Raw genomic sequence first — 13,525 nt, 5'->3', positions numbered from 1 at the left:
AACTACAGTTCATGAATGTCGATGAAATCAGCGGAAACTCTCGATTCGGATGACTTGGCTGTTCGCGTGGGCCGCAAGGTCCGGACCCTGCGCGACCTCCGAGGGCTTTCTCGCCGGGAGGTCGTCGAGGCCGCCGGTATCTCCGAGCGCTATCTCATTCAGCTCGAGGCGGCGGAATCGAACGTCAGCCTGCTCGTCCTCTCGCGGATCGCCACGGCACTTGGCGTCGAGCTGACCGATCTCTTGATGGATGACGGTGCGACAGCCTTCGCGCGGCCAACCGATCCCTCCATGGATGAGAGCCTCGGCGCCTTGATCGGCAACATGTCGCGCGCTGAGCAGAAGGGCTGCGTGCCGGCGCTGCAAGCCTGGCTCAACGAACGCCGCCGCAGCCAGCGCGGCGTCGCTCTGCTGGGTCTGCGCGGCGCTGGAAAATCGACGCTCGGCCGCCTGCTCGCGGCGCGGCACAATGTGCCTTTCGTCAGCGTCACCCGCGAGATCGAACGGCGCACCGGCATTGGCCTTGATGATCTGTTCAATCTCGGCGGGCCCGATGCCTATCGCGCCATGGAGAACGAAGCCATCAACGCGCTCCTCAACCGCGATGACTTCATCGTCGTTGAAACCGCCGGCGGTATCGTCGCCAACAAAGAGGCGATGGCAACGATCATCTCCTCATTTCGCACCATCTGGCTGAAGGCATCGCCCGAAACGCATTTGCAGCGCGTGATCAACCAAGGCGACATGCGCCCCTTTCAGGCCGAGCCGCGCGCGCTTGAACATGTGCGCAAGCTGCTTCTCTCGCGCGAAGATGAGTATTCGCGCGCAGAGTTCGCCGTCGATACGACGGATCTGACACCGGAGGCCTGCCTGAACGAGATCGATCGCATTATGGACCTGCCGGCAACCCTGACGCAGACTTAAAATCAGCCTCAGTTGAGCCCGCGCCATTTCGGCGCGCGCTTTTCCAGGAAGGCCAGAACGCCTTCCCGATAATCGGGATCAAAGCCGGCAGCGCCCTGACACTGCGCTTCGACGGCGAGATAATGGTCCCAATCCGATGTCGTGGCCGCTGCATCCACGGCGCGCTTCAATCCGGCAAGCGCCATTGCTGGGCCAGCTGCCAGAGTTTTTACGATATGCTCCGCCTGCGCCACGAAGGCATCGTCCGCGATACATTCGCTGACCAGCCCCATCGTGGCCGCCTCGCGCGCCGACAATTCGCCGCCCAGCATCAACAGCGTGCGCGCCTTCATCGGCCCTAGCGCCTTGACCAGGCTCCAGCCAAGTCCGGCGTCCACTGACAGACCCACCTTGACGAAGGAGAAAACAAACCGGGCGGTTTCGCGCATGACGACGATGTCGCCCGCAAGCGCCAACGCAACTCCGGCCCCCGCCGCGAGACCATTGACGACGGTGACGACAGGCTTCGGCGTCGCGCGCATCAGCTGCAAGATTGGATGATAGCTGCGCCGCTGAATGGCCTCGAGATCGAAGGGCTCGCTGCGCTGTCGCGGGTCACGCTCGGAAAGATCCTGCCCCGCGCAGAAGGCCCGCCCCGCGCCGGTCAACACGATGGTCCGAACGCCTGTGTCTTCGGCGAGATCCCGCAGCGCCGCCTGCAAGGCCTTCAGCATGTCAGCCGTCAGCGCGTTTAGTCGCTGCGGGCGAGACAGAACGATGCGCCCGACATAACCGTCTCTCTGAACGAGGACGCTGGGGCCCTGTTGCTCCGACATCGCTTTCTCCTGATGCGCCTTCCGATCCAACATCGCAGGATGCCGAACGGTGCAAGACTCGTATAATATGTTATATAATGCATTCCTTCTTGACTTCGCCAAATCCAGCCGAAAGAAATATGCATTATTTTGCATAGTCGGAGGAAGGTCCGCCATGTCTTCAGCAGGAATGCCTTCAACAGGAGAAAGCCAATTCCGCGCCACCGTCGGCCAGATCGCTGAAGCCATCGGCGACCGCCCGCTCGATGCCGATCTCGAACGCTTTCTGCAAAGCACCTTCCCGCCGGGCGAAACGAACTTCGACGATCTCGAACAACTCGTCCTCAACGGCGTCAAGGAAGGCTGGCTCTGCGCGCGCACAGCGGGCGGGATTGCCTATGGCCGCGCCGTCAAACCGGGACAGGAAGCCGGCACCTTCAGTGTCGACGTGGTTGTCATGGACAACATCGCCGGGCCGCATCACATCCACACGACCGGCGAAATCGGCATGATCATGCCGCTCACGGGCGCGCCCATGTTCGATGGCAAGCCACGCGGCTGGTATGTTTATCCACCAGGCTCAGCGCACTTCCCGACCGTCACCGGCGGCAAAGCCTGCATCCTTTATCTCCTGCCCGAAGGCGCCATCGCATTCACGGGTCAAAAAGCGTGACGGACCTCACAACGATGACGACATCAGGCTTCGTCCAAGCGGGCGACTACGCTCTCGAATATACGTTCGAGCCGCCAGCCTCCGCCGATGCGCCGGTTATTCTCCTATTGCATGAAGGGCTCGGCTGCGCCCAGCTGTGGGGTCAGTTCAGAGCCGCTTTGGCCAAAGCCACCGGCGCCGGCGTCTTCGCCTATTCGCGCGAAGGCTATGGCGCCTCTACGCCCATTCAACTGCCGCGACCGCTCGACTATATGCGCCAGCATACGCGTAACGTTCTGCCTAAAGTCATCGCCGGCATTGATGCGGCGCGCATCGTGCTCGTCGGGCATTCGGACGGCGCAACCATCGCCGCGCTCTACGGAGCGGCGCAGCCTGATCCTAGAGTGCGCGGCACAGTCCTCATCGCACCGCACTTCTTTGTCGAGGATTTTTCGATCCGCGAGATTGCCAAGACGAAAGCCGCCTATGAGACGACGGACCTCCGGGAAAAGCTTGCCCGTTGGCATAAGGACGTCGACGGCGCCTTTCGCGGCTGGAACGATGTCTGGCTCAATCCCCACTTCCCGCAAGCGCTTGAGATGCGTTCAGATTTAGCTTCGCTGCGAATGCCGGTGCTCGCGATTCAAGGCGCCGAAGATCAATATGGCACCGTCGCGCAGATCGATGCTTTGGATCAGGCGCTGACGACGACAGGAACGCAACACGAGCGTCTCCTCCTGCCCAATGTTCGTCACACACCTCATCGCGAAGCATCAGCAGAGACCATTTCCGCGATCAAAAATTTTACGGATCATCTCGACGCGGCATGACTTAGATTCGCGCTGCGACACAACAGGCAGAAACCACAGAAGTGCTTCTGCAATGGGCCTTTCATCATCAACTTCCTTTGAATGAGAATCTCGGCGGATGACAGGTCAAGGCATTCTGGCTAAGGTTGTACCAAGTTCCGGCTGCAACCCGCCCAGCGCCCGACCGGCTCGGAACATACGCTAGGAAGGACGCCCCGTGCCTCAAGCCGCAACGGTCAACATCGACGATCTGGTCGATAATCAGAAAATCACGGGCTTCAACTGGCTTCTGGTGTTCTGGTGTTTCATCATCACGCTCATCGATGGCTACGACATTTCGGCGGCGCCCGCGGCCGGACCGTTTTTTGTGCGTGACTGGCACCTCGCTTCACCCGCGGCGCTGACATTCCCGTTCAGCGCGACCAATTTCGGCGTGTTGTTCGGCGCGCCGCTCTTTGGCTGGGTCGGCGACCGCTACGGGCGCAAAATCGCGATCATCCTCTCGCTCGTCGTCTTCGGCCTGTTTACGATGCTGGTCGCCGTGTCGAATTCCGTCGAGCATCTCACCTGGGCCCGGTTCCTCACCGGTTTCGGCGTCGGCGGCGTGGTTTCAAACACGATCTCGCTGAACGCGGAAATGGCGCCACGCCGGGTCCGCGCGACATTCATCATCCTGATGTTCATCGGCACCACGCTCGGCGGCATTTTCCCGCCCATCGTCGCCAATACATTGGTGGGCACCTACGATTGGCCGATCATCTTCTGGATTGGCGGCATCCTACCTCTCGTGATCGCCGCTCTCTCGTTCTTCATTTTGCCCGAGTCGATCAAATATCTCAGCCTGATCCCATCGCGGCGGCAGGAGATGGTACGCTTGGCTGCGCGCATGGGAACGGCGATCGGCCCCAACGACGTCATCGTCTCCGCCAGCCATAATCGGGAAAAGGCGCGCTTCACCGATCTGTTCGTCGGCAAGTTCGCGGTGATCACGCCACTCATGTGGCTGCTGTTTGCGATCAACCTTATGGTGTTCTACTTCGTCAACATCTGGCTGCAGACCATCATCACCCCTGCCTTGATCAAGGCCGGCGGCAGCGCCGCCACGGCGCAGAATGCCGGCCTCATGTTCCAGCTCGGCGGCTCGGTGTGCGGGCTCGTCATGTGCCGGTTCGTCGACAAGATGGGATTGCGGCCAGTCATTCTGCTCATCCTGTTGGGCATACCATCGACGGCTGCGATCGGATATCTGGCGACAACCCCGTGGCTGGTGTGGATCACCTTCGCTTCGGGATTTTGCCTGCTCGGTATCCAGTTCGGCCTCAATGCGACAGCGGGCATCCTCTACCCAACCCACGTTCGCGCGCTGGGCGTGGGCTATGCCTTCGGCATCGGACGCTTCGGTGCGTTTGGCGGGCCGGCGCTGGGCGGCATGCTCATCGGCATGAACTTCCAGCTCGAATATCTCTACCTCATTGCCGCGGCGCCGCTGCTCATCTCCCTCGTCGCCTGCATCGTGATGATATTCCTGCACGACACCGGCGCCAACGCTCCCTCTGACGAGGTCGTGCTCGCCCACTAGAGCAAATCACGTTTCGGTAGAAACGTGATTTTGCTGAGATCCTCTTATTGATCTTCATGGCGCTCGCCGATTTCGCCGAGCGGATTTCGCCGAAAGAGATTGGTGGGCCGAGCAGGACTCGAACCTGCAACCAGACCGTTATGAGCGGCCGGCTCTAACCATTGAGCTATCGGCCCGAAACACGGCAACCGGCCGCGCCTGCGGGAGTGCCGCACATATATTCGATTGCGCGCGGCAAGCAAATCCTGGGGGCACATCCCGGGTTGCAAATCCTGTGCGGTTAAGCATCAACCATCATGCTTGGGGATCGGTCTGGGACGGCCGTTGTCGTCGACGGCGACGAAGGTGAAGGTCGCTTCCGTCACCTTGTCGCGCTGGGTCGTCTGAAAGCGCTGCGCCCAGGCCTCCATGCGGATCTTCATCGAGGTGCGGCCGATACTCTCGATCTCATGATAAATTTCGAGCACGTCGCCGACCTTCATCGGCGCGATGAAGACCATCGAATCGACCTTCACGGTCACCACCCGCCCCTGCGCCCGCTCGACGCCGGCGATGCCGCCGGCCTGGTCCATTCGCGACATAACCCAGCCGCCGAAAATATCACCATTGGCATTGGTGTCGGCGGGCATGGCGATGGTGCGAACGGTGAGCTGTCCAGTCGGCCGGGTCTGCGCCGGCGGTTTTGAGGGATTGGGGGCCGTCATGGCTGGATCTGCTCCGGGCGGAATCGCCACAGCCGATTGTGCCGATCGGCGGCAGCCGATCAAGCACGCAAGTTAAAAATCGAAAACAGATTGCAGGATCAGCTCGGCATCCGGGCGTTGCGCAGATCGATGATCTGTTTGCCCTTGAAGAAGGTCATGTCGACAGCTTCTTCCAGTGAACCGAAGGCATCGGCACGGATGAATTTTTCTTCCACGCCATCGCTGCCGACGATAATGCCGCACAGCTGGTAGCGCCCGCCGTTTTCAAACGGCGTGGCGCGAATGGTGAAGCCGTTATGCTCGATCTCCTGCGTCGGCGCCGCCGGCCTTTCGCTGGCGCCGCCGATGCCGAAGAGTTTTTTCAAGAGAGACATGGTCGGCTCACTCAGTTGTTCAGCTCAATTATCCAAGAAGCTCCGCAGCTTGCGCGACCGCGACGGGTGCTTCAGCTTGCGCAGCGCCTTGGCTTCGATCTGACGGATGCGCTCGCGCGTCACCGAGAACTGCTGGCCCACCTCTTCGAGCGTGTGATCGGTGTTCATGCCGATACCGAAGCGCATGCGCAGCACACGTTCTTCGCGCGGTGTCAGCGACGCCAGCACGCGCGTCGTCGTCTCGCGCAGGTTCGACTGGATCGCCGCATCGATCGGCAGGATGGCGTTCTTGTCTTCGATGAAATCGCCCAGATGCGAATCTTCCTCGTCGCCAATCGGCGTTTCGAGCGAGATCGGCTCCTTGGCGATCTTCAGCACCTTGCGCACCTTTTCGAGCGGCATGGCGAGCTTTTCGGCCAGCTCTTCCGGCGTCGGCTCGCGACCGATCTCGTGCAACATCTGGCGGCTCGTGCGCACGATCTTGTTGATCGTCTCGATCATGTGCACGGGGATGCGGATGGTGCGCGCCTGGTCGGCGATCGAACGGGTGATTGCCTGCCGGATCCACCAGGTCGCATAGGTCGAGAACTTATAGCCGCGGCGATATTCGAACTTATCGACCGCCTTCATCAGGCCGATATTGCCTTCCTGGATCAGATCGAGGAATTGCAGGCCACGGTTGGTGTATTTCTTGGCGATCGAAATCACGAGGCGCAGATTGGCCTCGACCATTTCCTTCTTCGCCTGCCGGGCTTCGCGCTCGCCCTTCTGCACCATCTGCACGATCTTGCGGAATTCCTGGATCTCCAGGCCCGTCTCGGTCGCCAGATTGTGGATGTCGGCGCGCATATCCTTGATGCGGTCCTTCTCGATGGCGACGAAGCCCTTCCAGCCCTTGCCACCGAGCTTGGAGATGCGCAGCACCCATTTCGGATCGAGTTCGCCGCCCTGGTAGTTGCGCAGGAAATCCTCGCGCGCCACGCCATGGCTTTCCGCCAGCCGCATCAGCCGCAGTTCCAGGCCGATGAGCCGCTTGTTGATGTCATACAGCTGCTCGACCAGCGCCTCGATGCGGTTCTGGTTCAAGGACAGCGATTTGACGTCGACGACGATCTCTTTCTTGAGCGTCTTGTATTTACGCTCCTGCGCCGGCGTCAGCGCCTCGTTGTTGAGCTTGTTCTCGACGTTCTGATCTTGCAGGCGGCGCAGCTTCTTATAGGCCGAGGCGACGCGATCGAACGTCTCCAGCACTTTCGGCTTCAATTCCGCTTCCATCGCCGACAACGACACGGAATTTTCCATGTCGTCCTCGTCGTCGAAGGATTCTTCGCCCGGCGGCTTCTCGCCCTCTTCGTCATCGCCGGCAGCGCGTTGGGCGGCGCGACTGGCGGCCGCCTGCTGTTGCTCCTGCTGACGGGCGGCGAGCGCCTCCTGGGCGCCAGGCGCGGTCATGTCGATCTTTGGCGTGTTCTTGCCGTCCGGGCCGGCATAGGTCGCTTCAAGGTCGATGATGTCGCGCAGCAAAACCTTGCCGTCGTTGAGTTCATCGCGCCAGATGATAATGGCCTGGAAGGTCAGCGGGCTTTCGCAGAGGCCCGCGATCATCGCTTCGCGGCCAGCCTCGATGCGCTTGGCGATGGCGATTTCGCCTTCGCGCGACAGCAGCTCGACCGAACCCATTTCGCGCAGATACATGCGCACCGGATCATCGGTACGGTCGGCCGGCTCGGTGGTGCGTGTCGCAACGACAGTCGTGGTGCGCGCCGTCTCGACAAGGTCGCCGCCTTCGGCTTCCTCTTCGGCGGCTTCCTCGGTCTCGCCTTCCTCAGCCTCTTCGGAATCGACGACATTGATGCCCATCTCGTTGAGCATCGCGTAAATGTCCTCGATCTGGTCGGAGGACACTTCCTCCGACGGCAGCACCGCATTCAGCTCGTCATGGGTGACGAAGCCGCGCTTCTTGGCGGCTTTGATCATCTTCTTGACGGCGGCATCGGAGAGATCGAGCAAAGGACTGTCGGTCGTCTCGACGACCGCGGTCTCGCCTTCGCGTTTCTCTTCGTCCTTCTTTGCCATCTCGCACTCCAATCACACCGCATCCGCATTCACATGCGCGCGGGAAATCTCACCGGAAAATCTCACTGGATCGCCCTGACGGGCGATTCGCTCCATTCACCATTCCTGATGCGGACTTAAGTCCGCCTTAACCACAGCACCGCGCCCGGGGCAGGACGCAAATTACGGCGCAAATTACAATGCCCGGCTCAACCGACCGGACATGAACCCGAACCCTTCCAATGCGGCCTCGCGGCCGTCGATGGTTGAAAGCTCCGACTGAATTTCCCTGAGGCGGGCGACGTTCTCTTCGGTGGCGTCCTCGGCAAGCGCTAATTCAGCCGATTTAAGCTCTCTATTTAACGCTAAGGCCCGCCGATGCAAGACCAGAGCCTGTTGCAGAGCCACTTCTGCGTCTTCCAGGGCCGCTGCCGGCTTTAGCACCCAGAGCGAGGCCACGCCAACCATGGCCTCGGCCTTATGGAGATCGGGGCCCAGCCCCATTTCGGTCAGGGCAGCCCGGATCTCGATATCGCTGTCCAGCCGGTCGGCCGCCAGGGTCGCCAGCGCATCGCGCAGGCGGGCGGCGTCCTTATTGGTGCATTCGAGGCTGGCCAAATCCTCGCTATGCCGGGCCAGCAGTTCCGCGTGATTGGCAAACAACAGCAGAATCATCGATTCCCGAGCCGGAAACCCGCCCGCGCGCGTGAAAAGCACTGATTTTGCAATGCTGGAACTGACGCCTGGCGACAGAAACCGATAGCCCTGCGCCGCCCCCGGCGGTTGAAAACGCTTGCCAGGCGCCCGCCCAGGGGCAGCACCTTGCCGCTGGCCCTTTGCCTGGAAGCCCCCCGCGCCACCGCCCCGACGCGGCCCAAGCAGGGCGTCGAGCCGCGATCGCATGTCGTCGAGATAGTAGCGCCGCAGGGTCTCGTCGGTGATTTCGCGAACGACGGTATTGAGCCTGCGTTCAAGCGCCGCACGCCGTTCCGGCGTATCCAGGGGGCCGGCCTCGCTCTCGCGCGTCCACAAAACATCGGCCAGCGGTCGCGCCGCGGCCAAAACAGCGCCGATCGCCTCCTGCCCGCCGCTGCGGGCGAGATCGTCCGGGTCCTGTCCGTCGGGCAGAAAGGCAAATCGCAGGCTCTTACCCGGCCCGATCATCGGCAAGGCCGTGTCGATAGCCCGATGGGCCGCCTTGCGACCGGCCTTGTCGCCGTCGAAACACAGGATCGGCTCTTCGGCCATGCGCCAGAGGTTCTCGCACTGGTCCGGCGTCAGCGCCGTGCCACAAGGCGCCACCACATTGGCGAAGCCGACACCCGTCATGGCGATGGCGTCGACATAGCCCTCAACCACGATCACCTGGCCATCGGCCTCGTGCGCCGCCTTGCGGGCATTGTGTTGGTTATACAGCACCGAGCCCTTGTGATAGAGCGGTGTTTCGGGTGAATTCAGATATTTAGCAGGAACATCCTTTTCCAGCGCCCGGCCACCGAAAGCGATCACCTTGCCGGCCCGGTCGCAGATCGGGAACATCACGCGGTCGCGGAACCGGTCGTAAGGCACGGCGATATCCTCGCCGTGGATCAGCATGCCGGCCTCGATCATCATCTCGGCGCTGGCGCCTTTACCGGCAAGATAGTCGCGCAGAGCGAATCGCTCGTCGGGCGAATAGCCGAGCCGGAACTGCTTTTGCACCGATGCGCCCATGCCCCGGCCGGCCAGATAACCGCGCGCCTTGGCGCCGTTACGCGCCTGCAATTGCTCCTCGAAAAACTTCGCCGAAAGTTCGAGAACTTCCTGCAAGGTCGTGCGTTTCTTTTCGCGCTCGATATTTTCGGGCGTCGATTTCGGCAGCGGCACACCCGCTTCCGCCGCCAGCCGCTCCACCGCTTCGGGGAACGTCAGCCCTTCGGTGCGCATGACGAAGTCGAAGATGTTGCCGTTCTGGCCGGAGGAGAAATCGAACCAGGCCATTTTCTGGTCGTTGACGAAAAACGACGGCGACTTTTCCTGGGAGAAAGGCGACAAGCCGCTGAACTCACGGCCAGACTTCTTCAATTGCACGCGCCGACGCACGACTTCCGATACGGGAAGCCGTGCTTTGATCTCTTCAAGCAGGGACGGTGTAAATCGCATCAGCGCTGGTCTCGATCCGCAAGGATAGAACCTTGCAACCGCAGAGTCCTAATATTGTGCGGTTTTCCCCGTTTTCCAGCGGTCACACACACGGATTTTGAGATTCTTTCCCCCGCGATGTTGCGAAGCAGCGACGGAAATACTTGCAGCGAAGCCAAATTTGCGTGTCCAATCAAGGCGGAGCCATTTGGCTTCGTGGCCACTTTCGCTTCCGTGCGAAGGAAAGCGGCGTTTGCGAAGGGGGTTTCTATGACCGGCGCAATGTTGATCAATCTCATCCTGCAAATCGTTGGTGGCGTTATCGGCGGTAATGGCATCGCCGGTGCGGTAAAGAATGCGAGCCTCGGCTCGACCGGCAATACCATTGCCGGCGCGATCGGCGGTCTCGCCGGTGGTGGCCTGCTGTCGTCGCTGATTCCTGCCCTAGCGGGCGGAACCGGCGGCTTCGATATTGCTGCCGCCGTGGGTCAACTGGTCGGCGGCGGCGTCTCCGGCGCTGTGGTCACGGCGATCGTCGGCATGATCATCAACGCCACGAAGACCAAGGCCTAAAGCAAATCGCGTTTCTGACGAAACGCAATTTTGCCTTAGGATCCTAGAAACGGCATTCTGAGCGGCGCCAATCAGCTGCCCAGCATGCCCTTGACGAGCGCACTGGCCTTCGCAAAGTCGAGCTGGCCGGTGTATTTTGCCTTGAGCGCAGCAACGACCTTGCCCATGTCCTTCATCGACGTGGCGCCGGTCTCGCTGATGGCAGCCGCGATGGCGGCCTTAACTTCATCTTCGCTGAGCTGCTGGGGCAGAAACTCGTTGATAATGGCGATTTCCTCGCGTTCCTGCGTCTCCAGCTCCGGCCGCCCGGCCTTGCCGTAGATGTCGGCGGATTCCTGCCGGCTCTTCACCATTTTCTGCAATAACGCCAGAATATCATCGTCCGAGACGGTTTTGCCCAGCCCGCGCGCCTCGATATCCTTGTCCTTCAGGGCGGCCTGGATCATGCGCACCGTCGCCAGGCGCCGCTTGTCCCCAGCCTTCATCGCCTCTTTCATGACCGTGGTGAACCGCTCGCGCATGCCCTGCTCCTGTTTTGCTAATTTCTGCTGATTCCCGCGAACTTTTCACGCGGCCGCTTCCGTTTTCGCGGCTCATGCGTTAGCGTGCGCGTCAATTCAATCCCATGTCCGCGGCCAGACCGGCGCGTCAGCGCGCCCGCAGGCACGCGCGAACGGTGTAAAGCGACCATGACCAACGTTCAAGCGAAGCCGGAAGTCACCGGCTGGACCAAACCCGCGCCAACCGCCCTTCTGGTACTCGCCGACGGCACGGTGATCGAGGGCTACGGCCTCGGCGCCACCGGCCAGGCCATCGGCGAAGTCTGTTTCAACACCGCCATGACGGGCTACCAGGAAATCCTGACCGATCCGTCCTATGCCGGCCAGATCATCACGTTCACCTTCCCCCATGTCGGCAACGTCGGCACCAACGAGGAAGATATCGAGACCGTCAACATGGCGGCCGCCTCCGGCGCCCGTGGCATCATCGTCCACGCCCCGGTGACCGATCCGTCCAACTTCCGCGCCACGCGCCATCTCGACCAATGGCTGAAGGCCCGCAACATCATCGGCCTCAGCGGTCTCGACACCCGAGCTCTGACCGCGCTGATCCGCGAAAAAGGCATGCCCAATGCGGTCATCGCCCATGCACCCGACGGCAAGTTCGACCTCGCGGCTCTGAAAAAAGAAGCCGCCGCCTGGCCCGGCATCGACGGCATGGATCTCGTGCCTGATGTCACCACCGCGCAGCGCTACACCTGGGACGAGACGACCTGGGTGCTAGGCGAGGGCTATGGTCGCCAGACCGATCCGCAGTATCGCGTCGTCGCCGTCGACTACGGCGTCAAGCGCAACATCCTACGGCTGCTCGCCAAGGCCGGCTGCGCCGTCACCGTCGTGTCGGCCACCACGCCCGCGCAAGACATTCTCGCTTTGAAGCCCGACGGCGTGTTCCTGTCGAATGGACCGGGCGATCCGGCCGAAACCGGCAAATATGCCGTGCCGGTCATCCAGTCATTGCTCGACGCGAAAGTGCCGACCTTCGGCATCTGCCTCGGCCACCAGATGATGGCGCTCGCCGTTGGCGCCAAGACCGAGAAAATGCACCAGGGCCACCATGGCGCCAACCATCCGGTGATGGACTACACCACCGGCAAGGTTGAAATCGTCTCGATGAATCACGGCTTCGCCGTCGACAGCAAGACTTTGCCGAAGAACGCCAAGGAAACCCATCGCTCCTTGTTCGACGGCTCCAACTGCGGCATCGCGCTGGAAGATCGCCCGGCCTTCTCCGTGCAGCATCATCCCGAAGCGAGCCCCGGCCCGCAGGATTCGCACTATCTGTTCAAACGCTTCGTCGAACTGATGCAGAAGTCGAAGAAAGCCGCGTAACAGACCTCCGGAGGGCCGCCGCGAAACGGCGGCCCATCGCACCACAACCGCGCTATTGAACGCCGCGCGTAAAAGCCAAAATTTCCCTGGTCAGTGACGTATCAGCTGTGCCGACCGCATAGATTTCGGACATGTGACTGTGATCGGCCAGCCGCACGAAGCGCGGGCATTTCTGCGCCGCGCATAATGTCTTGTTGGCCAATTCCGATTGCGCGACGAAATTCAGCGGATCGAGTTCCGCATGCGCGACCAACAACGGGAACTTCGCTTTCGAAAGATGCGGCAGCGAAGACCCCTCCGCCAACCGGGCGCGGTCCTCGCCGAAATAAGCGCGCTCCGCGTTGCTGATGTTCTCGGGCGTGAAGTCATACAGCGCCGACACCATCAGTGCGCCACCGATCGGGCTTTCGCCTTTTTCGGCAACCTGCGCGACATAGCTCGCCACATGGATGGCGCCAGCCGAATGACCCATGAGAAAGATGCGCTGTGGATCGCCGCCGTATGAAGCGATGTTGTCGCGCACCCAGTTGATCGCCGCCGCCACGTCATCGCGGCCCGCCGGCCATGGATTTTGCGGCGCCAACCGATAGGTCATGCTGACACCAACGAAACCGTTCTTCACCGCCCATGTCGGCACATTGCCGTAGAAGGGCGAATTCGCAGCCGTCTTATTGCCGGCAACGAACCCGCCACCATGAACGAAGACGAGCACTGGGCGCGCACCACCCGCGGCGCCCGAGGCGGTGACGACATCGAGAAGATTGCGCGCGTCGGGGCCGTATTTGATGTCGCGCTTCACGTCGACACCGGGATAGGGATCGGTGCCTTGCAAGGGCAGATAGAGCGCAGCGGTCGGCGGCGGCGCCACCGCGCGGCCGATCTCCTTCAGTTTCGCGGCGATGTCCTGCGGCACTTGGGCGCTGGCATAGGCCGCCGGAAGCAGAAGGCCCGCAGCAAGCGCCATGGCCCCGATCAACGCGCGTTTCATAACAGCCTCCCTGTTTTTCCTCTCGGTCCAGCCCTAGTCTGGAGAAAGACCAATTCGAAC

13 protein-coding genes and 1 tRNA gene are annotated in these 13,525 nt (G+C 61.4%); 6 read left to right on the top strand and 8 right to left on the bottom strand.

All coding sequences use genetic code 11. The features are described 5' to 3' along the window. Positions 1-15: 15 nt before the first annotated feature. Positions 16-924, top strand: a complete 909-nt coding sequence (locus BLW50_RS24410; RefSeq protein WP_090707465.1) for a shikimate kinase — start codon at positions 16-18, stop codon at positions 922-924. Between the two features lie 8 nt (positions 925-932). On the opposite strand, the gene BLW50_RS24405 is transcribed toward BLW50_RS24410, so the two are convergent. After that, positions 933-1,739 carry an enoyl-CoA hydratase-related protein gene (locus BLW50_RS24405; RefSeq protein ID WP_170850332.1) on the bottom strand — a complete coding sequence of 269 codons (807 nt, stop codon included), beginning with the start codon at positions 1,737-1,739 and terminating at the stop codon, positions 933-935. Positions 1,740-1,893: 154 nt separating this feature from the next. Between BLW50_RS24405 and BLW50_RS24400 the strand changes: the two genes are divergently transcribed. From BLW50_RS24400 to BLW50_RS24390, 3 genes are all read left to right on the top strand, one after another. Then, entirely contained in the window at positions 1,894-2,391 is a 498-nt protein-coding gene (locus BLW50_RS24400; protein WP_244544374.1) for a 4-hydroxylaminobenzoate lyase, read from the top strand. After that, positions 2,388-3,200, top strand: a complete 813-nt coding sequence (locus BLW50_RS24395) for an alpha/beta fold hydrolase (protein ID WP_244544373.1) — start codon at positions 2,388-2,390, stop codon at positions 3,198-3,200. The genes BLW50_RS24400 and BLW50_RS24395 overlap by 4 nt, the downstream gene beginning before the upstream one ends. Positions 3,201-3,396: 196 nt before the next feature. Then, entirely contained in the window at positions 3,397-4,758 is a 1,362-nt protein-coding gene (locus BLW50_RS24390; protein WP_090707462.1) for an MFS transporter, read from the top strand. Positions 4,759-4,858: 100 nt separating this feature from the next. Here the strand turns inward: BLW50_RS24390 and BLW50_RS24385 are convergent. The 5 genes from BLW50_RS24385 to dnaG form a co-directional block, all read right to left on the bottom strand. Then, positions 4,859-4,934: transfer RNA gene (locus tag BLW50_RS24385), tRNA-Ile, on the bottom strand. Positions 4,935-5,045: 111 nt separating this feature from the next. Continuing rightward, complete coding sequence (locus BLW50_RS24380; RefSeq protein ID WP_090707461.1) at positions 5,046-5,462, bottom strand: acyl-CoA thioesterase; 417 nt, start codon at positions 5,460-5,462, stop codon at positions 5,046-5,048. Between the two features lie 98 nt (positions 5,463-5,560). Next, positions 5,561-5,836: an HlyU family transcriptional regulator gene (locus BLW50_RS24375; RefSeq protein ID WP_090707460.1), complete on the bottom strand. Its 276-nt coding sequence runs from the start codon at positions 5,834-5,836 to the stop codon at positions 5,561-5,563. Between the two features lie 24 nt (positions 5,837-5,860). Continuing rightward, positions 5,861-7,912 (bottom strand): RNA polymerase sigma factor RpoD, encoded by a 2,052-nt coding sequence (gene rpoD, locus BLW50_RS24370; protein ID WP_090707459.1) that lies wholly within the window; start codon positions 7,910-7,912, stop codon positions 5,861-5,863. A gap of 174 nt (positions 7,913-8,086) precedes the next feature. Continuing rightward, positions 8,087-10,033 (bottom strand): DNA primase, encoded by a 1,947-nt coding sequence (dnaG, locus tag BLW50_RS24365; protein WP_090707458.1) that lies wholly within the window; start codon positions 10,031-10,033, stop codon positions 8,087-8,089. 249 nt (positions 10,034-10,282) lie between these two features. On the opposite strand from dnaG, the gene BLW50_RS24360 reads away from it, so the two are divergent. After that, the gene (locus BLW50_RS24360; protein WP_090709632.1) at positions 10,283-10,585 is read left to right on the top strand and encodes a hypothetical protein; all 303 of its coding nucleotides are present in this window, start codon (positions 10,283-10,285) and stop codon (positions 10,583-10,585) included. A gap of 71 nt (positions 10,586-10,656) precedes the next feature. Here the strand turns inward: BLW50_RS24360 and BLW50_RS24355 are convergent, their stop codons facing one another. Beyond that, positions 10,657-11,106, bottom strand: a complete 450-nt coding sequence (locus BLW50_RS24355; RefSeq protein ID WP_090707457.1) for a GatB/YqeY domain-containing protein — start codon at positions 11,104-11,106, stop codon at positions 10,657-10,659. A 168-nt stretch (positions 11,107-11,274) separates the two neighbouring features. Between BLW50_RS24355 and carA the strand changes: the two genes are divergently transcribed. Continuing rightward, positions 11,275-12,477, top strand: coding sequence for a glutamine-hydrolyzing carbamoyl-phosphate synthase small subunit (gene carA, locus BLW50_RS24350; protein WP_090707456.1), 1,203 nt, complete (start codon positions 11,275-11,277; stop codon positions 12,475-12,477). Positions 12,478-12,529: 52 nt separating this feature from the next. Here the strand turns inward: carA and BLW50_RS24345 are convergent, their stop codons facing one another. Further along, positions 12,530-13,465 carry an alpha/beta hydrolase gene (locus BLW50_RS24345; RefSeq protein ID WP_244544372.1) on the bottom strand — a complete coding sequence of 312 codons (936 nt, stop codon included), beginning with the start codon at positions 13,463-13,465 and terminating at the stop codon, positions 12,530-12,532. Positions 13,466-13,525: the final 60 nt, after the last annotated feature.

Source organism: Beijerinckia sp. 28-YEA-48 (genome assembly GCF_900104955.1).
Lineage (GTDB): Bacteria > Pseudomonadota > Alphaproteobacteria > Rhizobiales > Beijerinckiaceae > Terripilifer.
Note: the sequence above shows the minus strand (reverse complement) of the source record. Positions and strands in the feature narration are given on the sequence as shown.